The sequence below is a fragment of the Lutibacter sp. genome, from assembly GCF_021647475.1.
GTDB lineage: Bacteria > Bacteroidota > Bacteroidia > Flavobacteriales > Flavobacteriaceae > Lutibacter.
The window spans coordinates 13,234-39,966 of record NZ_JAKIUR010000030.1 but is presented as its reverse complement, the minus strand read 5'-3'; the positions used below and the strand labels follow the sequence as shown (position 1 = coordinate 39,966).

General features: G+C 29.1%; 22 protein-coding genes. 8 read left to right on the top strand and 14 right to left on the bottom strand.

The genetic code is table 11. The features are described 5' to 3' along the window. Positions 1–407: 407 nt before the first annotated feature. Positions 408–641 carry a uroporphyrinogen decarboxylase gene (locus L3J60_RS08545; RefSeq protein WP_291975078.1) on the top strand — a complete coding sequence of 78 codons (234 nt, stop codon included), beginning with the start codon at positions 408–410 and terminating at the stop codon, positions 639–641. A gap of 29 nt (positions 642–670) precedes the next feature. Beyond that, on the top strand, positions 671–1,783 hold the full coding sequence (locus L3J60_RS08540) for a glycosyltransferase (RefSeq protein WP_291975077.1): 1,113 nt from the start codon (positions 671–673) through the stop codon (positions 1,781–1,783). On the opposite strand, the gene L3J60_RS08535 is transcribed toward L3J60_RS08540, so the two are convergent. Beyond that, positions 1,780–2,670, bottom strand: coding sequence for a glycosyltransferase (locus tag L3J60_RS08535; protein ID WP_291975076.1), 891 nt, complete (start codon positions 2,668–2,670; stop codon positions 1,780–1,782). The genes L3J60_RS08540 and L3J60_RS08535 overlap by 4 nt on opposite strands. Further along, on the bottom strand, positions 2,670–3,359 hold the full coding sequence (locus tag L3J60_RS08530; protein WP_291975075.1) for an ATP-binding cassette domain-containing protein: 690 nt from the start codon (positions 3,357–3,359) through the stop codon (positions 2,670–2,672). The genes L3J60_RS08535 and L3J60_RS08530 overlap by 1 nt, the downstream gene beginning before the upstream one ends. Before the next feature lie 116 nt (positions 3,360–3,475). Between L3J60_RS08530 and L3J60_RS08525 the strand changes: the two genes are divergently transcribed. The 6 genes from L3J60_RS08525 to L3J60_RS08500 all read left to right on the top strand — a co-directional run bounded on the left by L3J60_RS08525 (position 3,476) and on the right by L3J60_RS08500 (position 13,312). Next, the gene (locus L3J60_RS08525; protein WP_291975074.1) at positions 3,476–4,702 is read left to right on the top strand and encodes a TlpA disulfide reductase family protein; all 1,227 of its coding nucleotides are present in this window, start codon (positions 3,476–3,478) and stop codon (positions 4,700–4,702) included. A gap of 100 nt (positions 4,703–4,802) precedes the next feature. After that, positions 4,803–7,826 carry a tetratricopeptide repeat protein gene (locus L3J60_RS08520; RefSeq protein ID WP_291975073.1) on the top strand — a complete coding sequence of 1,008 codons (3,024 nt, stop codon included), beginning with the start codon at positions 4,803–4,805 and terminating at the stop codon, positions 7,824–7,826. Between the two features lie 24 nt (positions 7,827–7,850). Beyond that, a complete protein-coding gene (locus L3J60_RS08515; RefSeq protein ID WP_291975072.1) occupies positions 7,851–9,578 on the top strand; it encodes a TonB-dependent receptor in 1,728 nt (575 codons plus the stop codon). Positions 9,579–9,631: 53 nt separating this feature from the next. Further along, the gene (locus tag L3J60_RS08510; protein WP_291975071.1) at positions 9,632–11,035 is read left to right on the top strand and encodes a M20/M25/M40 family metallo-hydrolase; all 1,404 of its coding nucleotides are present in this window, start codon (positions 9,632–9,634) and stop codon (positions 11,033–11,035) included. Between the two features lie 6 nt (positions 11,036–11,041). Continuing rightward, positions 11,042–12,658, top strand: coding sequence for an amidohydrolase (locus L3J60_RS08505; RefSeq protein ID WP_291975070.1), 1,617 nt, complete (start codon positions 11,042–11,044; stop codon positions 12,656–12,658). Beyond that, positions 12,659–13,312: a uracil-DNA glycosylase family protein gene (locus tag L3J60_RS08500; protein ID WP_291975069.1), complete on the top strand. Its 654-nt coding sequence runs from the start codon at positions 12,659–12,661 to the stop codon at positions 13,310–13,312. A 158-nt stretch (positions 13,313–13,470) separates the two neighbouring features. Here the strand turns inward: L3J60_RS08500 and pckA are convergent, their stop codons facing one another. From pckA to trxB, 12 genes are all read right to left on the bottom strand, one after another. Beyond that, positions 13,471–15,120, bottom strand: coding sequence for a phosphoenolpyruvate carboxykinase (ATP) (gene pckA / locus L3J60_RS08495; RefSeq protein WP_291975068.1), 1,650 nt, complete (start codon positions 15,118–15,120; stop codon positions 13,471–13,473). Between the two features lie 37 nt (positions 15,121–15,157). Continuing rightward, positions 15,158–16,378: a pyridoxal phosphate-dependent aminotransferase gene (locus L3J60_RS08490; RefSeq protein ID WP_291975067.1), complete on the bottom strand. Its 1,221-nt coding sequence runs from the start codon at positions 16,376–16,378 to the stop codon at positions 15,158–15,160. 134 nt (positions 16,379–16,512) lie between these two features. Continuing rightward, positions 16,513–17,283: a tryptophan synthase subunit alpha gene (gene trpA / locus L3J60_RS08485; RefSeq protein WP_291975066.1), complete on the bottom strand. Its 771-nt coding sequence runs from the start codon at positions 17,281–17,283 to the stop codon at positions 16,513–16,515. A 153-nt stretch (positions 17,284–17,436) separates the two neighbouring features. Continuing rightward, positions 17,437–18,615, bottom strand: coding sequence for a tryptophan synthase subunit beta (gene trpB / locus L3J60_RS08480; RefSeq protein ID WP_291975065.1), 1,179 nt, complete (start codon positions 18,613–18,615; stop codon positions 17,437–17,439). Continuing rightward, positions 18,612–19,259, bottom strand: coding sequence for a phosphoribosylanthranilate isomerase (locus L3J60_RS08475; protein WP_291975064.1), 648 nt, complete (start codon positions 19,257–19,259; stop codon positions 18,612–18,614). The genes trpB and L3J60_RS08475 overlap by 4 nt, the downstream gene beginning before the upstream one ends. Positions 19,260–19,343: 84 nt before the next feature. Next, on the bottom strand, positions 19,344–20,129 hold the full coding sequence (trpC, locus tag L3J60_RS08470; RefSeq protein WP_291975063.1) for an indole-3-glycerol phosphate synthase TrpC: 786 nt from the start codon (positions 20,127–20,129) through the stop codon (positions 19,344–19,346). 70 nt (positions 20,130–20,199) lie between these two features. After that, positions 20,200–20,478 carry a GIY-YIG nuclease family protein gene (locus L3J60_RS08465; RefSeq protein WP_291975079.1) on the bottom strand — a complete coding sequence of 93 codons (279 nt, stop codon included), beginning with the start codon at positions 20,476–20,478 and terminating at the stop codon, positions 20,200–20,202. Between the two features lie 60 nt (positions 20,479–20,538). Beyond that, positions 20,539–21,528, bottom strand: coding sequence for an anthranilate phosphoribosyltransferase (gene trpD, locus L3J60_RS08460; protein WP_291975062.1), 990 nt, complete (start codon positions 21,526–21,528; stop codon positions 20,539–20,541). A 207-nt stretch (positions 21,529–21,735) separates the two neighbouring features. Beyond that, a complete protein-coding gene (locus L3J60_RS08455) occupies positions 21,736–22,311 on the bottom strand; it encodes an aminodeoxychorismate/anthranilate synthase component II (protein WP_291975061.1) in 576 nt (191 codons plus the stop codon). Positions 22,312–22,431: 120 nt separating this feature from the next. Continuing rightward, positions 22,432–23,823, bottom strand: coding sequence for a chorismate-binding protein (locus tag L3J60_RS08450; RefSeq protein ID WP_291975060.1), 1,392 nt, complete (start codon positions 23,821–23,823; stop codon positions 22,432–22,434). A 195-nt stretch (positions 23,824–24,018) separates the two neighbouring features. Then, a complete protein-coding gene (locus L3J60_RS08445; RefSeq protein ID WP_291975059.1) occupies positions 24,019–25,602 on the bottom strand; it encodes a TrkA C-terminal domain-containing protein in 1,584 nt (527 codons plus the stop codon). Between the two features lie 139 nt (positions 25,603–25,741). Then, a complete protein-coding gene (trxB, locus tag L3J60_RS08440) occupies positions 25,742–26,689 on the bottom strand; it encodes a thioredoxin-disulfide reductase (protein ID WP_291975058.1) in 948 nt (315 codons plus the stop codon). Positions 26,690–26,733: the final 44 nt, after the last annotated feature.

Here is a 26,733-nt window from a genome sequence, read left to right as displayed (position 1 = left end):
AATGGGGACTAATACGAGTGTTAGTTATCAAAAACTACGAACTGACCTAGTTCACCCCATTCTTTTTCTTTTAACAAATTTAAATGTTTTTATCAGTTTGCTAATCTAAAGGAATTGACGAAATTTTCTCAAAATGCACAACGGGTTTAATTAGTAAATGGTTACTCAAAAACTGAGGTAATTAATTATTTGACTCAAAAAATAATTATCAAATTAAATTTTAACTAATTTTTATATCTTTTTTAACAAAAACATAGTGTAGATATTAAAATTCTTTGTATATTTGCAACGATAAGTTTAGGCTTATCAATCTTTTTCATAGCAATTTTCCTCACTCTTTTAGAGTGAGGTTTCTTTTTTTATAAACCTTATTAATCCTATATTTGTCCTCAATTTATTTTTAAAAAATGATCTTAAATGTTTCTTATACGGAATGGGTTGGTTATTTGGCTTCCCTAGCACTAATTATTTCTTTTATGATGAAAAACGTTAACACTTTACGTGTTATCAATTCAATAGGTGCAATTTTATTTGTTGTTTATGGCTATATGTTAAATATATCTTGGCCAATTATAATAACAAATGGCTTTATCTTAATGGCTAATATTTACTACCTAACTGTTAAAAGAAAAAGAATTTAATTTAGTACTTTGCATTAAAACAAAACCTTTTGAAACGAATAGTAGTTTCGGTAACCAATGATTTAACAACTGACCAACGCGTTGATAGAATTTGTACAACACTATCTCAAAATAATTATGAAATTATTTTAATTGGGAGGCAGCTTTCAAATAGTAAACCAATCTCTAGAAACTATAAAACTCACCGATTTAAATTACTTTTTAATAAAGGATTTTTATTTTATGCAGAATATAATATTCGTTTATTTATTAAACTTCTTTTTTCAAAACCAAACATATTATTAGCTAATGATTTAGATACTTTATTGGCTAATTTTTTAGCTAGTAAATTTCTTAAAACAAAATTAGTGTATGATAGTCATGAATTATTTACAGAAGTTCCTGAGCTCATTCATCGACCTTTTATCCAAAACATTTGGTTGACAATTGAAAAATTTATTGTGCCAAAGTTGAAAAACATGTACACTGTAAATAGTTCAATTGCATCTATTTACACAAAAAAATACGCAATAAATGTACAGATTATTAGAAATATAGCTCTAAAACTAAACATTGAACCATCTTCAGCTAACTTTATTAAAAAAATAAAAAAAGGTAAACGCATGCTTATTTTACAAGGCTCTGGAATTAATATAGATAGAGGTGCTGAAGAAGCAGTTGAAATGATGCGATATGTAGAAAATGCTATTCTTTATATTATTGGTTCAGGAGATGTTTTTACATTGCTAAAAGAAAAAAGAAAATCTTTAAAATTAGAAGAAAAAGTAATTATCTTAGATAAAATGCCTTATGCTGAATTACTGAAATATACAAAAGTAGCAGATTTAGGATTATCTTTAGATAAAAAAACAAACCTAAATTATGAATATAGCTTACCCAATAAAGTATTTGATTATATTCAATGTAACACTCCTATTTTAGCATCAAACAGAAAGGAAGTAGCTAGTTTAATAACTAAAAATAATCTTGGAAAAATTACAACTTCTCATAATCCTCAGAAATTAGCGAAAATTGTAAATGAAATTTTAGCTAACAAAAAAGAATATGATACTTGGAAAGAGAATTTAAAAAAAGCTGCTGAAATTTATAATTGGGAAAATGAATCTAAAAAGTTGATAGAAATTTACACTAAGCTTAACTAATTCTTTTTTAAAAAACATAAATAACCTAATTTATAAAAATCTAATACAAATAATTTTGGGTTTTTACTTCCTAAATTTCTCACTAACATAGGTTTTAAAAGTGAAAAAAGTAATCCAAATGGAAAAATTAAGTAATATCTATTTAAAAAAGCATAAACTTTTAAAATTTTAACTTCATTTAATAATATCTCCTTTTCACAAAGAATTGCTAAATTTTCAATAGAATGTTCAATATTAACCAAAAAATCTTTTGTTTTAGGGATACCTAAATGAATTATTGGATTATTAACTTGTACAATATTTATACCTCTTATTTTTAATGATAAAGCAAATAAAACATCTTCATAACCATATTTACTAAGAGATTCATCAAACTTAATGGAATTAAAAATAGTTTTTGAAATTAAAAAATTTCCTCCAAAAAAATATTTATAGGGTATTTTTTTTCTATTATTAAATGATACTTCTTCTCTTTTTTTTCCATAAATCCATCTTAATAATCTGTCTTTAGTTGGTTTTATATTTTCATAGCTTATTCCTCCAACATAAACTTCTCCTTCCTTTGAATTGATACAATCAATATAATTTTTTATAAAACATTGCTGTTTAGGTATTACATCAACATCTAAAAATAAAAGCCAATTATATTTAGATTTTAAAGCCAAGAGATTTCGTATTTTACTTCTACCAATATTTTTATTTAATTTAATAAATGTTACATTATTTAACTGCTCAATAGTATTATTCTTAACAAAGTTGTGAGTTGTTGAGGCATCATCAATACAAATAATTTCAAAATTAATATTTAAAATCGCTAATTGGGTATGAATTTCTTTAACTAAATTAGTTACGTTGAAATTAAAGATAGGAATTAAAACTGAAATCATTAATTACTAGATTTCTGTTGTACAACCTCAAACAATTCACCACCTTCACATTTTATAGTTCTGTATGGGAATTTTAGGATAAGTGCATAATCATGCGTTGCCATTAAAATGGTTTTACCGCTGTTATAAATCTCTTTTAGAACATTCATAACATCAACTGAAGTTGCTGGGTCAAGGTTACCCGTTGGTTCATCTGCTAAAATTAAATCTGGATTATTTAATAATGCACGTGCAATGGCAACTCGTTGTTGTTCACCTCCCGAAAGCTGAAAAGGCATTTTAAAATCCTTAGTTTCCATATCAACTTTGGTTAATACTTCTTTTATTTTTTCTTTAATTTCTTTTTCGTTTTTCCAACCCGTAGCTTTTAAAACAAATTTTAAATTTTCAAAAACATTTCTATCATTTAATAATTTAAAATCTTGGAAAACAATACCTAATTTTCTTCTTAAAAAAGGAATTTCTTTATCTTTTAATTTTCTAAGATTAAATCCAACAATTGTTCCTTCTCCTTTTATCAATGGTAAATCTCCATATAAAGTTTTCATTAAACTACTTTTACCACTTCCTGTTTTTCCAATTAAATAAACAAAATCGCCTTTATTAATTTGCAAATTAACATCAGAGAGTACCAAATTTTCTCGTTGAAAAATTTTAGTGTTTTGTAAAGTAAGAATTGGCTCAGACATAAATTATTTTGATTTTAACAAAGCTAAATATTTAAATGTAATATGTCAACTAATTAATGATTATTAGGGGTCTTTTATTCATAATGTTTACATTTGAATTCTAAATTTAAAAAAATATGACCAAGTATTTTATAAAATTCTTATTTTTAGTAGCTACTATTTTATTAATTTCCTGTAATATTAAACCAAAAGTTAATCACTTAAAAACTGGTATTTGGCAAGGTGAAATTACCATGCAACAAAAAAAGCTTCCTTTTAATTTTGAAGTAAGCAAAGAGGATAACACTTATAAAATTACTTTAATAAATGGTAAGGAAAAACTTAAAATGACCGATGTAAAAGTTGTAAACGATTCCTTATTTTTTACATTTCATATTTTTGATATTGCTATTAAAGCTAAATTTAAAAATAATAAAATTACAGGAGTTTATGTAAAAAATTATATTAAAGATTACACATTACCCTTTAATGCAAGTTTTAATCCTAAGCAACCAATCCAAAAATCAACCGATATTTTTAATGGAAAATGGGATATGACCTTTAACTCAATTAACGGCAATGATAAATACAAAGGCATCGGAATATTTAAAACTGAAAATCAACAACTTACGGGTACAATTTTAACACCGACTGGAGATTATCGCTATTTACAAGGTTTTACTAAAAACAACCAATTTACGTTATATTCTTTTGACGGAAATCATGCCTTTATTTTTAAAGCAACCAAACAATCTGATAGTACTTTTGTAGGTGATTTTTGGTCTGGTAAATCTTCTCATGAAACCTTTACCGCTACCAAAAATGAAAATGCAACTCTGCCCGACGCCAATAAACTTACCTTTTTAAAAGAAGGATTCCATAAAATCAACTTCAAATTTCCTGATTTAAACGGAAAAATGGTTTCATTAACGGATAAAAAATATCAGAATAAAGTAGTGATTTTACAAATTTTTGGAACTTGGTGTCCAAATTGTATGGATGAAACAAATTTCTATTCACAATGGTATAAAAAAAATAAAGATAAAAATGTTGCCATTATTGGTTTGGCTTTTGAAGCAAAACCCGATTTCAACTATGCTAAAGCAAGAGTTGAGAATATGAAAAAGCGTTTAAACGTTACTTATGATTTTTTAATTGCTGGCACATACAAAAATAATGGAGCCTCAAAAGCACTGCCAATGCTTAATCATGTAATGTCTTTTCCTACTTCAATTATTATTGATAAAAAAGGAATTGTACGTAAAATTCATACAGGTTTTTCTGGTCCTGCAACCGGAAAATATTATGAAAATTTTAAAATTGAATTTAATAACTTTATAAATAAACTTCTTGCAGAAAAATAACTTTTAATACTACTTTTCTTTTAAAATTAATTTTTGCAATATGCAATTACTCACAAAAATTGCGTTATAGTAACATAGATTAATTTTTGAACAAGAAAATATGATTAATAAAAAAATTGGTATCTCCTTTATTACATTTTTAGTTACTATAATGGTGTTTTCACAAAAAACGGCAATAAATAGTAACCCGTTAACTGGCTATGATAATGCCATTAGTTTATATGAAAATAAATCCTATAAAGCTGCACAAGAGCAATTTATAGAACTCAGCAACACCTTTAGTGAAACTTCAGAATTAAAAGCTAATTGCGAATTTTATATTGCGGATTGTGCCATTAAATTAAATCAACCAAATTCTGATGATTTAATGCAACAATTTGTGATAAACTATCCTACCAGTCTTAAACAAAACAGTGCTTTTTTAAAAGTTGCAAACTATTATTTTAAAATTGGGAAATACAGTTACGCTGCCAAATGGTATTCAAAAATAAATGCTGAAAATATTGGCAAGTACAACCAAGATGAGTTTAACTTTAAATATGCCTATTCTTTATTTGTAAACAAAAATTACATCAAATCAAAAAAGTTATTTTTTAACTTGTTCACTTCGCAAAAATATGGAGCAAAAGCTAAATATTATTACGGTTATATTGCTTATAAACAAGATGATTTCAGTACTGCAGAAAAATACTTAAGCAGTGTAGAAACTAACACAACTTTCAAAACTAAAGTCTCTTATTATTTAGCCGATATGAATTTTAAATTAGGAAAATTCCAAAAAGCTATCGACAATGGTTTACCACTTTTAGAAAAAGCAAAAGGATTGGAATATTCTGAAATTTCAAAAATTATTGGTGAAAGTTATTTCAATCTTCAAAATTTTAAAGAAGCTATTCCTTATCTAAAAAATTATAAAGGAAAACGTAGAAAATGGACAAATACTGATTATTATTTGCTAGGTTATGCTTATTTTAAACAAAAAGATTATGAAAATGCTATTAACAATTTCAATAAAATTATTGGCGGAAATAACACCGTTGCACAAAATGCCTATTATCATTTAGCCGAATGTTACTTAAAACTAAACAAAAAATCTGAAGCTTTAAATGCTTTTAGAAATGCTGCTAATTTACCTTTTAATAAAATTATAAAAAAAGATGCCTGGTATAATTATGCTAAAATTAGTTACGAGATTGGAAATCCGTATAAAAGTGTTACTAATATTCTACAAGAATACTTAAAAAAATACCCGAAATCTAAACAAAATACTGAAATACAAAACTTACTTATTAGTGCTTATTTAACTTCTAAAGATTTTAAAGGAGCTTTAAAATATTTAAATTCTTCAAAAAATAATACTCATAAAAACTTATTACAACAAGTTTCTTATTATAGAGGAATTGAACTTTATAAAACCCATAATTACAAACAAGCTATAGAAAATTTTGAGATTTCTTTAAAATATAAAAATGATGAAAGCATTACTGCAAAAGCTAATTTTTGGAATGGCGAAAGTTATTATCAACGCTATAATTTTACAAAAGCACTCAACTATTTCAAAGCCTTTTTAGCAAATAATAAAGCTAGCAGTGCTGATGAATTCAAAACCATTAATTATAATTTAGGATATACTTATTTTAAATTGAAAAATTATAATAATGCCATTCGTGAATTTAAACTTTTTGCAACGGACAATCTAGAAACTAATTTTAAAGATGATACCTATTTACGTATTGCCGATTCCTATTTTGTCACAAAAAATTATGCAAATGCTATTACTTATTACCAAAAATCAATACATACAAGGAATGAAAATTCAGATTATGCACAATTTCAAACTGCACTTAGCTATGGTTTTTTAGGAAAAGAAGCTAACAAAATAAAAGAACTACAAAACCTTATAAATCAACCAGCTAAATCTATTTATAAAGATGATGCTCTTTATATTTTAGGAAATTCATATATCAAACAAAACAAGACTGAAAAAGCTATAGCAACTTTTAATGATTTAATTAGAACTTATAAAAGAAGTCCGCTAATACCAAAAGCACAATTAAAAAAAGGATTAATATATTATAATATCAATGAAAATGAAAAAGCATTAACCACTTATAAAAACCTGGTTAAAAAATTTCCAAAATCATCAGAAGCACGTCAAGCAGTTAATAATACAAAACAAATATATGTAGATTTAGGAAAAGTAGATGAATATGCAAATTGGGTAAAAACCATAGATTTTGTTTCTGTTTCAGATGCTGAATTAGATGATGCAATGTATGAATCTGCCGAAAGACAATATTTGGCACATAATACTAAAAAAGCGATTACTACTTTTAAAAAATATCTTCAAAATTTTGAAAATGGGTTGCATAGTTTACAGGCAAATTTTTATCTGGCACAACTATTAAATTCCAATAACAAATCTAATGAAGCAATACCTAATTACGCTTTTGTAATTAATCATCCTGAAAATGAATTTACAGAGAAAGCATTAGTACAATTATCTTTAATTTATTTAAAAAATAAAAATTGGGTTAAAGCCGCTCCTCTATTAACTAAATTAGAAAATAATTCTGATAACAAAAAAACTATTATTTACGCACAATCAAATTTAATGAAAGCCTTTTATCATCAAAAAAATTATGATAAAGCAGTTTATTATGCCGAAAAATTATTGAAAAACACTAAAATTGATAAAGAAACCTCTGCAGATTCACAACTTATAATTGCCCGTTCTGCCATAAAAACAAACCAATTAGAAAAAGCAGAAAAAGCATATGAAAAAGTAGCAAAAATTGCTTCAGGAGAACTTAAAGCTGAAGCATTGTATTACAACTCATTTTTTAAAAATAGTGAAGGAAGTTATCGACAATCAAATGAAATAATTAAAAATATTGCAGCAAATTATGCGGCTTATAAATTATGGGCGGCAAAAAGTTTACTGATAATGGCAGATAATTATTATCATTTAAACGATGCTTTTCAGGCAACTTATATATTAGAAAGTGTCATAAAAAACTTTCCTGAATTTGAAGAAGTTACCACTCAAGCCAAAAATAATTTGCAACAAATTAAAGCAGAACAAGCCAAAACTAACGAATCCGTTAAAACTAACAACAATTAAATGCATTTTATAAAAAATACAATCATGCAAAAATTACCTATTACATTTTTATTCTTGTTAATTTCTGGGATATTACTTGCACAAAAAACTAAAAAAGATACACTAACTACCCAAGAAATTACGGTAGTAAAATCCTATACTCCAAAAATTTCTGATGCCTTTAAAATAAAAACGAATCCTACAATAAAAGATTCCGATTTATTTAAAAAAGAAAAGGTCAATTTTCATATAAATTCAGTTCCTGTAGCTTCAACTTTTACGCCAACCAAGGGCAAAGTTCAAGGTATTAAAAGAGCACCAAAAGAAAAGATATATAATAGTTATATTTCTGGCGGATTCGGAAATTATAAAAGTCCGTTTTTTGACGCTTTTTTAACTACTGGAGATTCCAGATATTTTGATTTTGGATTATTTTTAAAACACCAATCTTCTTTAGATAATATTAAAAATACACTTTTGAATTCAACTTATTCAGATACTAAAATAGAGGGTTATTATCAGCAATTTGAACGAAATTTAAATTACAAAATTACTACAGGAGTTCAGCAACAAAAAGTAAATTATTATGGATTACCAAATAACTTAACCTTTGATAACAACGTAATTGATGCTATAAATGAAAAACAAATTTATAAAACTATTTATGTAGGCGGAAATTTAAAAATGAAGCATTCCTTTCTAAAAAATGTAACCGCAAAAATTCAAAATTTTTCAGATGATTACAACTCTAATGAACTTCAAATAACGGTACAACCTAAAATAGATTTACCAATTGCAACCGAAACCTTAAATAATGAATTTTTGCTTCAATTAATCACTAGCAAATTCAATCAAAATTACACCAATACCAATTCATTGAAATACAGCTTTTTTAATGCAGGATTCAATCCTAATTTGGTAGTTTTAAGAAAAAATTTAACCGTTAATTTAGGTGCTAAACTCTATTATTCTTCAAATTTAGAAACTAAAGAAACTTCATTTTTTGCCTACCCAAAAGTTACCGCTTCTTATAAATTAAGTGATGAAAATTTAATCTTAAATGCTGGTGTTACTGGCGATTTAATTCAAAATAGCTATCAAAACTTTGTTACTCAAAATCCATTTGTTTCTCCAACGTTAAACTTGCAGCAAACGGATCAACAATACAAGGGATATTTAGGTTTAAAAGGAAAACAAAACATCATAAACTTTAACACTTCCATCAGTTATTCTTCAGAAAAAGATAAACCCCTATTTATTCAAAATCAAACGCAAACTGACGGAACAATTTTGGTAAATAAAGCTTATCAAGCAGGAAATTCTTTTCAAGTAATTTATGACAATGTAAAAACGCTTAATTTTTTAGCAGAAATTAGTGTGCAGGCATCAGAAGATTTTAATTTAAGTGTTCAATTAAATTATTATAATTATTCAACAAACAACCAACAAGAAGCGTGGAATTTACCAAACATAAAAGCTTCATTATCTGTTAATTACAAAAATAATAATTGGTTTTCAACTGCTAAATTATTTTATAGAGGTGAAACTAAAGATTTTAGTATTCCTTATAATAGCAATACTATAAATGGAGTTATTATTACAAATAAATCCTTTACAGATTTAAATTTGAAAGGCGGTTATATTTTTACCAATAGATTAACTGCTTTTGCTCAAATAAATAATGTTTTCAATAAAAAATATGATCAATTTTTGAACTATCAAGTCCAAGGATTTCAAGTTTTAGCAGGTATCACGTATAAATTCAACTTATAATTTCAATATAATCTTTTATTTTTTGTAGTTTTAAATATTAAAACATCAACTACATGAAACCTACATTGTATTTAGTAAGCCTTATGCTTATTTTTACCTCTTGCTCTAATATTAAAGTTGAAAAACAAAAAAAAATCACCATTAATAAAACCGATTCTACTGTTATTAAACACTTTTTTAATAGTGCATTAACTCAAGGAAAAAGTTATGAATGGTTACGAGATTTAACGTCTAATATTGGCGGACGATTATCTGGTTCTCCTGAAGCTCAAAAAGCTGTGGAATGGGGAGAAAATTTAATGAAAAAATCAAATTTTGATAAGGTTTGGTTACAACCTGTTATGGTTCCTCATTGGATTCGTGGAGAAAAAGAACAAGCATATTTTACTAGCAACAACATAAAATATAAAGTACCAATTTGTGCTTTGGGTGGTTCTATTGCAACTCCAAAAAATGGAATTTCAGGAGAAGTAATAGAAGTAAAAAGTTTAAAAGAAGCCGAGCAATTAGGAGAAAAACTTCGAGGAAAAATAGTATTTTTTAATCGCCCTTTTGATGCTACTTTAATCGAAACTTTTAGAGCTTACGGTGGTTGTGTAGATCAACGTGTTTATGGTGCAAAAACAACTGGAAAATTTGGCGTTTTAGGAGTAATTGTTCGCTCAATGACTTCATATATAGATGATTATCCTCATACTGGAAATATGCATTATGGTGATATTCCTGAAAATAAAAAAGTGCCAACTGCAGCAATAAGTACCAAAGCTTCAAATCTTTTAAGTGAAAAATTAAAAGAAAATCCATCTTTAAAATTTTATTTCAAACAAAACTGTAAAACGCTGCCAGATGCACCTTCTTTTAATGTAATTGGTGAAATAACAGGAAGTAAATATCCTAAAAAATACATTACGGTTGGTGGACATTTAGATTCTTGGGATTTAGCTCAAGGTGCACAAGATGATGGTGCTGGGATTGTACAATCTTTAGCTGTTGCACAATTATTAAAAACAAACCAAATAAAACCAAAACACACCATTAGAGTGGTGTTATTTATGAATGAAGAAAATGGTTTACGTGGTGGTAAAAAATATGCTGAAGAAGCTAAAACTAAAAATGAAATTCACATAGCTGCATTGGAATCTGATGCAGGCGGATTTACACCTAGAGGATTTTCATTTTCTGCAACTCTTAAAAATCAAGATTTAATTAAAAGTTGGAAAACATTATTGGCTCCTTATGGGTTAAACGATTTTGAAGAAGGACATTCTGGTGCAGATATTGGTCCTTTAAAATCTAAAACTATTTCTTTGGTAGATTACAGACCCGACTCACAACGTTATTTTAAATATCATCATTCTGCATTAGATACTTTTGAAATCGTAAATAAACGCGAATTAGAACTAGGATCCGCATCTTTGACTTCTATGATTTATTTGTTAGATACTTATTTAAACTAATTTTATATGAAAAAATTTCTTGTTGTAATTATTATGATTAACGCAATATCCTGCACAAAAAAAATAAAAGTAGATTCCTTAGTAATAAATGGAAATATCTATACCGTTAATAAAAACTTTGACAAAGCTGAAGCATTTGCTATTAACGATGGAAAAATTATTGCTGTCGGAACTTCTAAAAATATACAAGATTTATATACAACAAATAACTTGATTGATGTTAAAGGAAAAACTGTTTTACCAGGACTTATTGATGCACATTGCCATTTTTTTGGATTAGGTTTACAACAACAAAAGGTTGATTTAACAGGTACAAAAAGTTTTGACGAAGTATTACAGAGAATTGTTGATTTTCAAAAAGAAAAAAATACTAATTTTATTACCGGACGTGGCTGGGATCAAAATGACTGGGAAGTAAAAGAATTTCCTACTAAAGAAAAATTAGATCAATTATTTCCAAAAACTCCAGTCGTAGTAACCAGAATTGACGGTCATGCTTTATTGGCAAATCAAGCGGCAATTGATTTAGCTGGAGTTACCACAAAAACAAAATTTTTAGGCGGAGAAATCCTTCAAAAAGATGGAAAATTAACCGGAATTTTTATTGATAATCCAATGGATTTAATCTATGCTGTCATCCCAAAACCTACTAAAAAAATGCAGATAAAAGCGTTACAAGATGCCCAAAAAATATGTTTTAGTTATGGTTTAACCACGGTTGATGATGCTGGTTTATCAAGAAAAACAATTGAACTAATTGATAGTTTACAAAAAGCAGGTAAATTAAAAATTCGTATTTATACAATGGTTTCAAATACCCCAAATGATGTAGATTACTATTTAAAAAAAGGTATTGTTAAAACGGATAGATTAAATGTCCGTTCTATAAAAGTGTATGCTGATGGGGCTTTAGGTTCACGTGGTGCCACTCTAAAAAAACCATATACAGATGAGCCAAATCATTATGGGGCTTTAGGAACTTCTGTAGCAGATTTACAAAAAATTGCACAAAAAATTGCTAATTCAAATTACCAAATGAATACACATGCCATTGGAGATTCTGCTAATTATGTGATGCTAAAAACCTATAAAGAAGTTTTAAAAGGTAAAAAAGATAGACGTTGGAGAATTGAACATGCTCAAATTATTGATCCTCAAGATTTCCATTATTTTAACAATATCCTTCCTTCCATTCAACCAACTCATGCTACTTCTGATATGTATTGGGCAGAAGATAGGTTAGGGAAAAAACGAATGAAAGGTGCTTATGCTTATAAAAATTTATTAAATGAATATGGAAAAGTTGCTTTAGGAACAGATTTTCCTGTAGAAAAAGTAAGTCCGTTTTTAACATTTTATGCTGCTGTTGCAAGAAAAGATGTAAAAGGATTTCCAAAAAATGGCTTTCAAACGGAAAATGCCTTAACCAGAAAAGAGACACTTAAAGGGATGACTATTTGGGCGGCTTTTTCCAATTTTGAAGAACAAGAAAAGGGAAGTATTGAAAAGAGTAAATTTGCCGATTTTGTGATTTTAGATAAAAATATTATGGAAGTAAATGCTGATGAAATTCCAACTATAAAAGCTTTAGCAACCTATGTTAATGGAGAAAAAGTAAACTAATTGTTTATTCATAATCATCCATATAAACCTTTTATCCCAAAAAATGCGACTAAATTAATTGTTGGCACTTTACCTCCACCACGTTTTTCAGTCGGAAATTTAAAAAAAGGAGATGTAGATTTTTGTTATGGAAGTATTGACGGGCAATTTTGGAAAATCATAAATTCCATTCATAATTTAAAACTACGTTTTGAAACTACTGAGTTTGCTATTCAGCAACGTAAAAACTTCCTTATTAAAAATAACATTGGCATTTGTGATATTGTTGATGGTTGTAAACGCGAAAAAATGGATGCTTCCGATTTAGGTATGCAACAAATTATTCTTAGAGATTATTTAAGTTATCTTTCAGATTACCCAAAAATAAATACTTTATTATTAACTGGTGGAAACAGTAAAAATGGACCAGAATATCATTTAAGACGGTTGTTAAAAAAGCAAAATATAAAATTAGATGTTATTGAAACTAAAACGCCTAAAATTCATTCGTTTCAATTTAATAATAGAATTATAAAAGTAGTTTCATTAACTGCTCCAACTGGCACAGCAAACCGTGCAGTAGGAAGTAATCCTGATTATAAAATCTTAAAACAACAAAACCCTAAATTCAATACGTTTGATTTTAGGGTTTTACAGTATAAAAAATTCTTTTAATTGTAGTTTAATAAAAGGGGCTACGCTATCTAAAAAAATCGTCATTGCGAACAAAGTGAAGTAATCTTTTAAATTCAAATAATGAACATTGAGATTGCTTCAAAATTAAAATTTTTCGCAATGACTAATTTTATATAACAATCCTTAATTATATAATCTTATTTTTTTAGTCGTTTTGGTCCTTGTTTTACAATATCATCTGGGACTTGTCCTCGGAATAATTTAAAATTTTCTATATACCTAGCAGCAAGTGCATCATATTTTTGCCAATACTCCTCTTTATTTCCCCAGGCATTTTCTGGTTTAAAAACTTTATCAGGAATATCAGGACATGAAAGCGGTACATTATATCCAAAAAGAACATCTTTCCGATACGAAACTTTATCTAACTCACCATCTAAGGCAGCATTCAACATTCTTCTTGTATATTTTATACTAATTCGCTTACCAACTCCAAATTTTCCACCAACCCAACCAGTATTTACTAACCAAATTTTAGCTCCTGATTTTTCAGCTTTAGATCGAAGTAATTTAGCATAATAGTAAGGATGATGCACCATAAAAGGAGCTCCAAAACAAGCACTGAACGTAATTTCCGGTTCAATACCTAAACCCATTTCTGTACCCGCAATTTTAGAAGTATAACCACTCATAAAATGATAAATTGCTTGATCCATAGTTAGTTGTGCTATTGGAGGAAGTACACCTTGAGCATCTGCCGTTAAAAAGATAATATTTTTAGGTTGTGCATTAACCAATTTTTCTGGAATAGCATTCGGAATAAATTCAATAGGATAAGAAATTCGTGTGTTTTCTGTTAAGCTGTCATCATCTAAATCAATTTGCCTTGAGCCTCGGTCGTAAACTACATTTTCTAATATGGAACCAAATCGCTGTGTACAAGCAAAAATTTCAGGCTCTGCAGCTGCAGAAAGCCGAATTACTTTAGCATAACATCCGCCTTCAAAATTAAATACGCTATGATCACTCCAACCGTGTTCATCATCACCTATTAAACGTCTTTTTGGATCTGCTGATAAAGTTGTTTTCCCTGTACCACTTAATCCAAAGAAGAGTGCTACATCATCTTTATTTCCGACATTTGCTGAACAATGCATTGCCATAACATCTTGCATTGGCAACAAATAATTCATAATGGTAAAAATGGTTTTTTTAACTTCACCAGCGTATTTTGAGCCCGCAACAATAGCAATTCTTTGTGCAAAATTTATAATTATGGCCGTTTCACTTAGCGTACCGTCAATTCTTGGATCAACATTAAATGAAGGAACAGAAATTAACGTAAACTCTGGTACAAAATTTTTGTGTTTCCCACGTTCATTAAACGTATTTAACATATTACGAGCAAAAAGACTTTGCCATGCAGTATCGGTAATTACCCTAACATTAAGTTTATAATCAGGGTCAGACCCCGCATATACATCTTGAACAAATAATTCTTCACCTTGTAAAAATGCAAGAACACGGGTATAGATGCTATTAAATTTTTCTTCAGTAATTGGTCGATTGTATTCACCCCAATCAATTTTATTTTCTGTTGAAGGTTCTTTAACAAAATATTTATCATTTGCGGCTCTGGCAGTCCATTTACCTGTATGTACTAATAACGGACCTCCATTTACTACAGTTCCTTCGTTTCTAATTATTGCTTCTTCATAAAGTGCTGCAGTAGGTAAATTCCAATAAACAGTTTCTAAATGTTTAAATCCGTGATGCCCTAAATCATAATCGCTTCTGAACTCTCCAGCTTGCTTTTGAGCAGGTGTAGAAAATTTAAAGTATTTCATTTTTAATATTTTTTGTTTTCATTTCAAATTATAACATTTAACTAACCCAATCTCTTACAAGTTTTCGCTCACCAATATAAAGTTCATTTGGAGAATTTGGATCAATAGCCCATTTTATTCTTCTAATGCCTTCAATAATATCTTTAATAGAGCCACAATAGGAAATTCTAAGATAACCTTCTAAACCAAATTCTATTCCTGGTACAGCTAAAACTCTAACTTTATCTAAAAGAAAAGCTGATAATTTTCTTGAATCTTTTTCGAAATTAGAAAAATCAACAAACACATAAAATGTCCCAGCCGGTTTAACAACATGAACACCATCAAAAGCCTTTAACTGTTGTAACATTACATTACGATTATTTTCTAAAGTAGATTTCAAATTTTCTACGCTAGATTGAATTCCGTTCATGGCAGCCATTGCTGCTTTTTGTAATAATGCCGATGGTCCAGCAGTTTGATGACTTTGAATGTTAGTCATTACTTTTACTATCTTTTTATTAGCAACTGCCCAACCAATCCTAAATCCTGTCATAGCATACGATTTTGAAACTCCATTTATCACAATAATTTTAGAATTTTCTTCAGATTTTTTTGAATAATTATACGCAACTACAGGTTTTTTACCATCAAATAATAAACGATGGTAAATATCATCCATAATTAAATAAATTCCTTTTTTTTCTGTAAACTGAACTATTTCTTTGACAAAATTTTCGGAATATTGGACGCCAGTTGGATTATTAGGGCTGTTAATTATAATGGCTTTTGTATTTGAAGTTATATTTTGTTCAATGTCTTTCAACGTAGGATAAAAAGATCCATCTTCTGGATAAACAGGAACAGGAATTGCACCAATTAATTTAGCCATTTCTGGATAACTAACCCAATATGGAGCAGGAAACAATAGTTCGTCTTGTGGATCTAAAATAGCCTGTAACGCTACCATAATTGCTTGTTTTGCTCCGTTAGAAACAATAACATTATCAGGATTCACTTTTCTTCCATAATGTTCTTCCGTATATCTAATTACGGCTTGTTTCATCTCTCGAAGCCCATCAGAAGGAGTGTATCTTACCTCTCCTCCATCTAGAAAAGATGCAGCAGTTGTAATTGCTTCAATGGGTGCTTTACTTTTTGGTTCTCCACCTCCAAGATGGATTACCGGCTCACCTTTTGCTTTTAATATGGCAAAGGTTTCATTTAATTTTAAGGTAGCAGATTCGCTAATTGATTTACCTATTAAACTTATACTCATCGGTTTTAATTTTTAAACTAATACGAAATTAGTAACTAATGTTTTGATAAGAAGTAATTTCAATAGGTTTTTAACAAATTCTAACTTTCTGTGTTTTTTTGTTAAAAATTAAATTTATTTAGACTAAAACTAAATTAATTCTTTACTATATTTTTCACAAAATTAGAACTATTTCCCGTTCCGTTTTTATCTAAAAAATTAATAAATGCCGAACCAATAATTGCCCCATTTACATACTTACAAACAGTATTAAAGGTAGATTTATTAGAAATACCAAAACCTGCAATTAAAGTACTTTTTAAATTCATTTTTTGAATTCGTTCAAAATATGCAATTTGTTTTGATGAAATTTCTCCTTTTGCGCCAGTAATTGATGAAGAAGCCACTACATAAATAAACGCATTTGTAATTTTATCAATTTTTCGAATTCTTTCTTCTGAAGTTTGAGGTGTTATTAAAAACACATTTGAAATACCATAATTTGTAAATAATTGTTGGTAATGAGATTCGTACTCAATCATTGGTAAATCGGGAATGATTATGGTTTCTATTCCACAATCTTTACATTTTTGACAAAATTTTTCTTCACCATATTTTATTATCTGATTGATATACCCCATTAAAACTAAAGGAATTTTAACTGAATTTTTTAATGCTTCCAACTGATTAAAAATAATATCTAAATTAATTCCATTTTCTAATGCAACTGAGCTACTATGCTGAATGGTTGGCCCATCAGCCAATGGATCAGAATATGGCAAACCAACTTCTATAAAATCTACTCCACTACTTTCTAAACTTTTAATTATTACTTCTGTATCATTTAACTTTGGAAAACCCGCTGTAAAAAAAACAGATAGTAATTTTTTATTCTCTTTTAAAATTTTATTTAACCGACTACCCATAATAATTATTTTTCGTCACCCTGAACTTATTTCAGGGTCTCATTAGATTTGTACTATTTTTATTTGTTAATATATACACATAACTCTATCTCTTATTTTTAATATAAAATGCTGAAACAATTCCGATAACTATCGGAACAGCATGACTAAATATTATTTTAAATGTGTTATATAAGTTTCTAAATCCTTATCGCCTCTTCCAGATAAATTAATGACAATTACTTGCTCCTTTTTAAATTTCATTTTAGGCAAAACCGCTAATGCATGTGCCGATTCAAGTGCAGGAATAATTCCTTCTGTTTTTGTTAATTCGTAAGCGGAATCTAAAGCTTCCTGATCGGTAGCATTCATAAATACTGCTCGTTTACTTTCATGCAAATACGCATGTAAAGGTCCAATTCCCGGATAATCTAATCCTGCTGAAATGGAATAAGGTTCTGTTACTTGTCCGTATTCATCTTGCATTAAAATAGTTTTACTTCCGTGTAAAACCCCAACATCACCCAATTGTGAGGTAGCCGCTGATTGGCCACTATAAACGCCTAAACCAGCTGCTTCAACAGCTATTAATTTTACATCTTCATTATCTAAATAATGATAAAATGCTCCTGCTGCATTACTTCCACCACCTACACAAGCAATTATCATATCCGGATTTTCATTCCCTGTTTGTTCCAATAATTGTTCTTTCATTTCTTTACTGATAATAGATTGCAAGCGCGCTACCATATCAGGATAAGGATGTGGACCAACCACGGAACCAATTAAATAATATGTATCCGCAGGGTTTCCAATCCAATCACGAATAGCTTCATTGGTGGCATCTTTTAATGTTTTACTTCCACTTTTAGCTGGAACCACTTTTGCTCCTAACATTTTCATTCGAGCTACATTTGGAGCCTGACGTTTAATATCAACTTCTCCCATAAAAACAACACATTCCAAATTCATTAAAGCACAAACCGTAGCTGTTGCAACGCCGTGTTGCCCAGCTCCTGTTTCAGCAATAATTCGTTTTTTACCTAGTTTTTTGGCAACCAATATTTGTCCAATAGTATTATTAATTTTATGTGCTCCTGTATGACATAAATCTTCACGTTTTAAATAAATAGTTGCTCCGTATTTTTCTGATAACCGTTTGGCTAAATACAATGGTGTTGGTCTTCCAACATAATTATCTAATAACTCTTTAAATTCTTTTTTAAAAGATTCTGATTCTAATATTTTTAAATAATTATCTTCTAGTTCTTTTACATTTGGATATAATAGCTCTGGAATAAAAGCACCACCAAACTGACCGTAATATCCATTTTTATCTACAAAATAATTCATGTCAAACTGTCTTTAAATTCTTTAATTTCTTCTATATTTTTTAATCCTGGTTCTATTTCAAACCCACTGTTTATATCAATTCCAATGCATAATTTAGATTCCTGCCTGCTTAGGAATGACAAGATTTCTGTACTATCTTCTTTTGAAATACCTCCACTTAATAAAAACGGAACTTTCCCTTTATAATTTTGAAGTATTTCCCAATTAAATTTGATACCATTTCCTCCATAATTTTTCCCTTTGGTATCAAATAAAAAATAATTACAACTGTTTTCATATTCAGCTATTGAATGAAAATTAAAATTTTCATCAACAGAAAATGCTTTTATAATTTCTATTGAGTGAGATTCTGAAACAAGTTCAGAATGACGTTTTTTTATTTTAATACAGTATTCTGGAGTTTCATTCCCATGTAATTGAACAATATCTAATTGGTGTTTTTTAACTCTTTCAAGTATTACCTTAATAGTTTCATTTACAAAAACACCAACTTTTTTAATAGTTGAAGGAAATTTTACTTGTGGAAAATCCGACACAAAACGCTTTGATTTATTGTAAAATATAAACCCTACAAAATCTGGTTTCAAAGCTAACAAGCTTGAAACATTCTCTTGATCTCGCATTCCACAAACTTTTATTTTCATTTTTTATCTTATTTAATTTTTTTTGGTGATTCAGTAAGAGTTAAAATCACACTTCGACTCCGCTCAGTGTCCTTCGTTTTCTTTTTATCTAATTTGTGATATAAAAGCCTGGCAAGCCAGTCCAGGATCTTCTGTTTTCATAAAATTTTCTCCAATTAAAAAGCCTTGAAAACCATATTCTTTCAGTCCGATTATTACTCTTGGATTACTAATTCCACTTTCTGAAACTTTAATACAATTCTCAGGAATTTGACTAGCTAACTCAATTGAATGTTCTAAATCTACCTCAAAGGTTTTTAAATTCCGATTGTTAATTCCAATAATTTTAGTATCCAGTTCTATTTTATCTAACTCTTCTTTGCTGTGCACTTCATACAATACTTCCAATCCCAAATCTTCGGCTAATTTGCCATAATTTTTCAATTCTTCTTTTGTTAAATATGTTGCAATTAACAAAATAGCATCAGCACCAATGGCTTTAGCCTCCACAATTTGAAATCCGTCAACAATAAAATCTTTTCTTAAAATAGGTGTTGTTTCATTTACTGTTCTTGCCTGCATTACATCTAAAATACTTCCTCCAAAAAAATGAATATCGGTTAAAATGGATTGTGCTGCAATGCCAGCTTTTAAATAACCTTGAGTTACATCTATAACATCAGCCTTATCATTAATAATACCTTTTGAAGGGGATTGTCTTTTAAATTCAGCTATAATTCCTGTTGAGTTTTTAACTGTTAACGCTTTTTTTAATGAAATTGGCGTACGCTTAAAATTGGGGCTTTTTACCAATTTCTCAACGGAAACCTCTGTTTTTAGTTGTGCTATTTCTTTCTTTTTGTGTGCTATTATTTTATCTAGTATGGTCATTGTTTATATATCACTTTCTATTTATTCTATTTAACATATTTTCTTTCGTCACACTGAACTTGTTTCAGTGTCACATTTCTAACGTTTGTAATTTTGGGTTTTTAACTTTTATTAAATTAATTTTCCAATCATGGTGCCAATTTTTTAATTGTTTCTCTCTTAAAATAGCCTGATTAATATCTGAAAATTCTTCAAAATAAATTAAATCTCTAATATTATATTTTGATGTAAATGTTGAACCTACACCCTTTTTATGCTGAATCATTCTTTCTTTTAAATTTCCTGTTATGCCTATATAAAACGTAGTTCTATATTTATTCGCCAATATGTATACATAACTTAACTTCATTTTCATAATTAATGAGATGCTGAAACAAGTTCAGCATGACACTTACTTAAACATAAATTCCTAATTCCTAATTAATTTACTTAAACTTTCTTTCGCTTTTAAACCTAATAATGATGATTTGGCTTCTTCAAAAGCTGCTTCAAACGATTTGCTATTATCAATTGTTTTTAATGCGAATGCCGCGTTTGCCAACACTGCATTATTTTGAGCTTCTGTTCCATTTCCTTCTAAAATAGATACAAATATTTTAGCGGATGCTGCTACAGAATCTCCTCCAAAAATTTCTGATTGCTGTATCCTTTTTAATCCTAAATTTTCAGGTGTTATTAGCTGTTCATTTTCTTTCGTGAATAATTTAAAAGCACTTGTTAGCGAAATTTCATCATAGCCATCAATACTATAAATAATGCCATAATTTTTGGTAGTTTCTTGTAATAAATAATTGTAAACTCGGGCTACTTCCAAATTAAAAACCCCAACTAATTGATTTTGTGGATTGCTTGGATTTACCAACGGCCCTAACATATTGAAAAAGGTTTTTAAACCTAATTCTTTACGAACTGGCCCAACTGCTTTCATTGCTGGGTGAAATAATGGCGCGTGTAAAAAACATATATTTGCCTTGTCTATCTGACTTTTTAATGTGTCCTCGCTATTGGTGAATTTATACCCTAAATATTCTAACATATTTGAAGATCCACTTACCGAAGAAACCCCATAATTTCCATGTTTGGCCACTTTATTTCCTGTTCCTGCAACTACAAATGATGTTAATGTAGAAATATTGAATGTGTTTTTACCATCACCGCCTGTACCACACAAATCAATGGTGTTGAATTCTGATAAATCTATTTTTATAGCTAATTCTAACAAGGCTTCTCTAAAACCTGCCAATTCATTTACAGATATTGGTCGCATCATAAACACCGTTAAAAATGAAGCTAAATGAGAATTGTTATACTTTTCATTTGCAATTTGAAAAAGTACATCTTTGGCTTCTTGTTTTGTTAAACGCTGTTGCTCAAATAATTTGTTTAATATTTTTTTCATTCTAATTCTTTTTATGAGAGATTGCTTCAGTTGTTCCTCAAATAATTTGTTTAATATTTTTTCTTTTTATGATGAGATTACTTCAGTCGCACCTCCTTCGTAATGACGATTTTATTTAATTTCTTTAAAAGGAAAAGATTACTTCAGTCGTACCTCCTTCGTAATGACGATTTTTCACTTCGACTCCGCTCAGTGGCCACTCTTTCTTTATTGATTTGCTTCTATAAAATTACGAACTATTTTTTCTCCTAAAGGTGTTAAAATAGATTCTGGATGAAACTGCACCGCGCTTATATTGTGTATTTTATGCTGTAAACTCATAATATCTCCAAATTCATCAACTGCTGTTATTTCTAATTCGGACGGAAAATCTTTTTTAGATGCTATCCACGAATGATACCGTGCTGCTTCAAATTTTGTTGGAATATCTTTATAAATGGAAGCTTCCTTACTAGTTACTTTCATTGTGGTTGCTACACCGTGAAAAACGGAATCTAAATTCTCTAACGAGCCTCCAAATACTTCGGTTATTGCTTGTAAACCCAAACAAACTCCAAAAATAGGCTTTTTGCCTGCGTAGGTTTTTATGACTTCTTTTAAAATTCCTGCTTCATCAGGAATTCCGGGTCCTGGTGACAACATAATTAAATCGTATTCATTTATGGCTTCTATTGAAATTTCATCATTTCTAAATACTACTGGATATTTTCCAGTAATATTTTCAACTAAATGAACCAAGTTATAGGTAAATGAATCGTAATTATCTATGATTATTATTTTCATATTTTAACTTTTTGTCTTTTTTATCTTTTTTTGCGTTAGGGATTGAAGCTTTGTTTGAGCTCTTTTTGTTTTTTCAACAAAAAAGCGAGTGCGTAAAGCCCGACCGTTTACGGTAACGCCCTAAATAGTTGATGCCATAATTAATGCTTTTTTTAAAGCTGCTAATTTGTTATTTACTTCTTGCAACTCCCCTTCTTCAGTAGAATTTATCACAATTCCGGCTCCTGCCTGAGAGAATAAGGTGTTGTTTTTACTTACAAAAGAACGAATGGCAATTGCCAAATTTACTGAATTATCTAAACCAATAAACCCAACAGCTCCGCCATAAAAACCGCGTGTTTGATTTTCATACCTATCAATTAATTCCATTGCCTTGTATTTTGGTGCGCCACTTAGAGTACCTGCAGGAAATGTATCTCCTACAATTTCAATGGCTCTCCCCTTGGGTTTTCCCTGCACTGTTGAAACTAAGTGAATAACGTGACTGAAATACTGCACTTCTTTAAAAACCTCTACTTGTACATTGCTGGCGTGTTTACTTAAATCGTTTCGTGCCAAATCTACCAACATTACGTGTTCGGCGTTTTCTTTAGTGTCTTTAGATAATTTATCGCCTAACAAAATATCTTTTGCCATATCTCCTGTTCGCCTAAATGTTCCTGCAATTGGGTTGATAATGGCTTTTTCTTTATCAATTTTAATTTGAGCTTCTGGTGAGGAGCCCATTAATTTAAAACTTCCATAATCGAAATAAAATAAATATGGTGATGGATTTATAGAACGTAACGCTCTGTACACATTAAATTCATCTCCTGAAAATTTTTGTTGAAACTGACGTGATAATACTAACTGAAATACATCACCTCGCTTGCAATGTTGTTTTGCTTTTGTAACATTATTTTTAAAATCTTCATCGGTACAATTGGAAGATTCGCTCCCTTTTACATTAAATTTGTACAAACCATAGGTTCGTGCATTTATTAAGGTTTGAATCTCTTCAATTCTTGATGCTTCACCTTCTTCAATATTTTCAATAAGTGTTAACTCATCATTAAAATGATTGATGGCAATGATAAATTTGAAAAAACTGAATTGGAAATCTGGAATTTCAGAAGGTGCTTTTTTAGCGTTCAACTTAATTGTTTCAAAATACTGAATGGAGTTATAGGATATATAACCATAAAAGCCATTGTATGATTTTATTGCTTTATCACAATCAATTTCAATAGTTTTACGATACGTTTCAAAAATGTTATAAAAATCACGGTTTATCTTTTTTGCATCGAGCTCTTTATTTTTATAATTGTATGAAAACGTATTATTATCAGCTTTTAACGTAATAATTGGTTCAATACAAATGAATGTGAAACTTTCTTCTTTACTATGATAATCTGAACTTTCTAACAACAAACTATTGGCATATTTATCCCTAATTTTGGAATACAACCCAACAGGAGTTACTGTATCAGATAATTGTTTTTTAGAAATTGTTTTAAATTTAATTTTTTTCATTATTGTTGAAATAAAAAAAGACTTATCGCGAGATAAGTCCTTTTGTTATATAGTTTAATATAAATATAATAGTCCGCTCGCTTATTGTTTAAGAGAGTTCCACCACCAATTCATATTTAAATTATTTGTCTTCATTATTGCTACAAATGTAAGATAGATTTTTTAATGAACAAATTATTGAACAAATATTTATTTTTAAATGATACTTAAAATTTGTATAATTATAATTAATAACACCATGGCTATAGGATAAACCGTAGCATAAGCAACTGCTGGAGCATCGGTATCAACTAAATTATCCACTGCTGCTAATCCTGGTGTACTTGTCATACTTCCTGTTAACGTACCTAATAAGGTTAATAAATTCATTTTTAGAAAATATTTAGCTACTACTGTTGTAATTATCATTGGAATTAATGTGATAATCATTCCATATAAAAACAATTCAACACCATAATTTTGAAAAGTTGCTTCTAAACTTGAGCCTGCACTTGTACCAACCGCAGCTAAGAAGAATAACAAACCGAATTGACGTAAAATTTGATTTGCAGCTCCAGTCATTGTCCACATAATTGGACCTGTTTTACCTGTTCTACCTAATATTAGTGCAAGTAATAATATCCCGCCTGTTAAGCCTAAACTAAATGAAAAATTACCAAAAGTAATACTTAACTTGCCTACTAATATTCCTAAAATAATTCCGAAAGAAATTGGTAAAAAATCGGTATTTGATAATTGTTTATCATCATCTCCAAAAATACCAGATACTTTTTGCATATTTTCTTTAGAACAAATTACCATAATTTTATCTCCAAATTGTAATTTTGAAGAAGGACTTGGTGAGATGTTAATCCCAGATCTCCTTATTCTGGTAACTGTTGCGTGGTACTTATTTAATAAATGCAATTGCCCTAAGGTTTTTTTAACGACCTCTTTATTAGTTACTAATAAAAATTTTACATCAAAATTAGAGCTTAATGGAATTGATTTTTTAGTTTCAGGACCAATTAATAATTTAACGCGTTCTAAAGCTTCTTCAGTACCAACTGCTTTTATTAAATCTCCTTTTCTAAAAATAGTTTCAGGCTCTGGAACAAAAGCGATTTTATCTTGCAACACTCTAGATATCACCGCTTTGGTCATAAATCGGATATTTAGTTCCTCAAAGCTTTTACCAATTACATTTTCATTTTCTACAACAAAATGTTTTCTTAAAATTTCAGGATATTCGGTTGCTATTTCACTTTTGTATATATTTTCTTCTTCTTTTATTTTAACTCCTAAAATTTTTGGTAATAAACTCACAAATAAAATAACTCCAATAACTCCAAACGGATATCCTATACCATAACCTATTGATGCTAACGATGAACCTGTTACATCAATAGCTACTGCCAAACCTGGTGTACTAGTTAATGAACCACTTAATAACCCAATAGCTAAATTTTTATCAATTCCGCCAAAATAATAAATTAAAAAAGTAATTACACCTGCACTTATCACCAATAAACCAGCTAATAATGCCAATTCGCGACCATTTTTTTTAAAAGATTCAAAAAAGCTTGGTCCTGCTTGAATTCCAATAGTAAAAATAAAAAGTACCAAACCTAAATATTGAAAATCTTTGGGTACCACTAATCCGTAATGACCAAAAAGCAATGCGACAAATATCACTGCTGAAACATCTAATGAAATTCCTTTGATTTTAATTCTACCAATTACAAAACCGATAAAAATAATTAAAAACAAGACAAAATAACTATTGCTAAATAAACTCATTTTAATAAATTTTTAACAAAATTACGGACAAATTCAATGTTATGAATTTAATATTTATAAAAATAACGAAAACGTTTCCTTTTAAAAACACAAAAACCCAAACAAATGTTTGAGTTTTTACTTTATAATTTAAACATCTTTAAACCAATGAGCCTAAATAACGTTCGGCATCTAATGCAGCCATACATCCAGTTCCAGCTGCTGTAACTGCTTGTCGGTATTCTTTATCTTGTACATCACCTGCAGCAAAAATACCTGGTAAATTAGTTTTTGTAGATTTTCCTTTAGTTTTTAAATAACCCACTTCATCCATATTTAAAATACCTTTAAATATTTCTGTATTAGGTTTGTGACCAATGGCAATAAAAACACCTGTTACATCAATTACTTCTTTTTCACTTGTTTTATTATTTATAACTCTAACACCTGTAACTACATTATCACCTAAAACCTCATCTATTTCGGTATTATATTTCACTTCTAAATTAGGGGTGTTTTCAACTCTTTTTTGCATTGCTTTTGAAGCACGCATATAATCCTTACGAACTAAAATGGTAACTTTTTTACAAATATTAGCTAAATAGGTAGCCTCTTCCGCCGCAGTATCTCCTGCCCCAACCACAACAACATCTTGTCCTTTATAAAAGAAGCCATCACAAGTTGCACAAGCAGAAACTCCTCCACCAATTAAACGCTGTTCACTTTCCAACCCTAAATATTTAGCCGTTGCTCCTGTTGAAATAATAACAGTTTCCGCTTCAACAATTTTAGATTCATCAATAGTAACTTTATGAATTCCGCCAACATGTACTCGAAAGTCAACTTTAGTAACCACTCCAAAACGAACTTCAGTACCAAAACGTTCAGCCTGCTTTTTTAAATCTTCCATCATTGCAGTTCCGTCAGTTCCTTTAGGGTAACCAGGAAAATTGTCAACTTCGGTAGTAGTTGTTAATTGACCTCCCATTTGCATTCCTGTATATATTACAGGTTTTAAATCGGCTCTTGCCGCATAAATTGCAGCAGTATATCCTGCAGGACCAGAACCAATTATCAAACATTTTATTCTTTCTATAGTATCAGTCATATTTTTTTATTTTTATTTTACAACAAATTTATATCATTTTATTA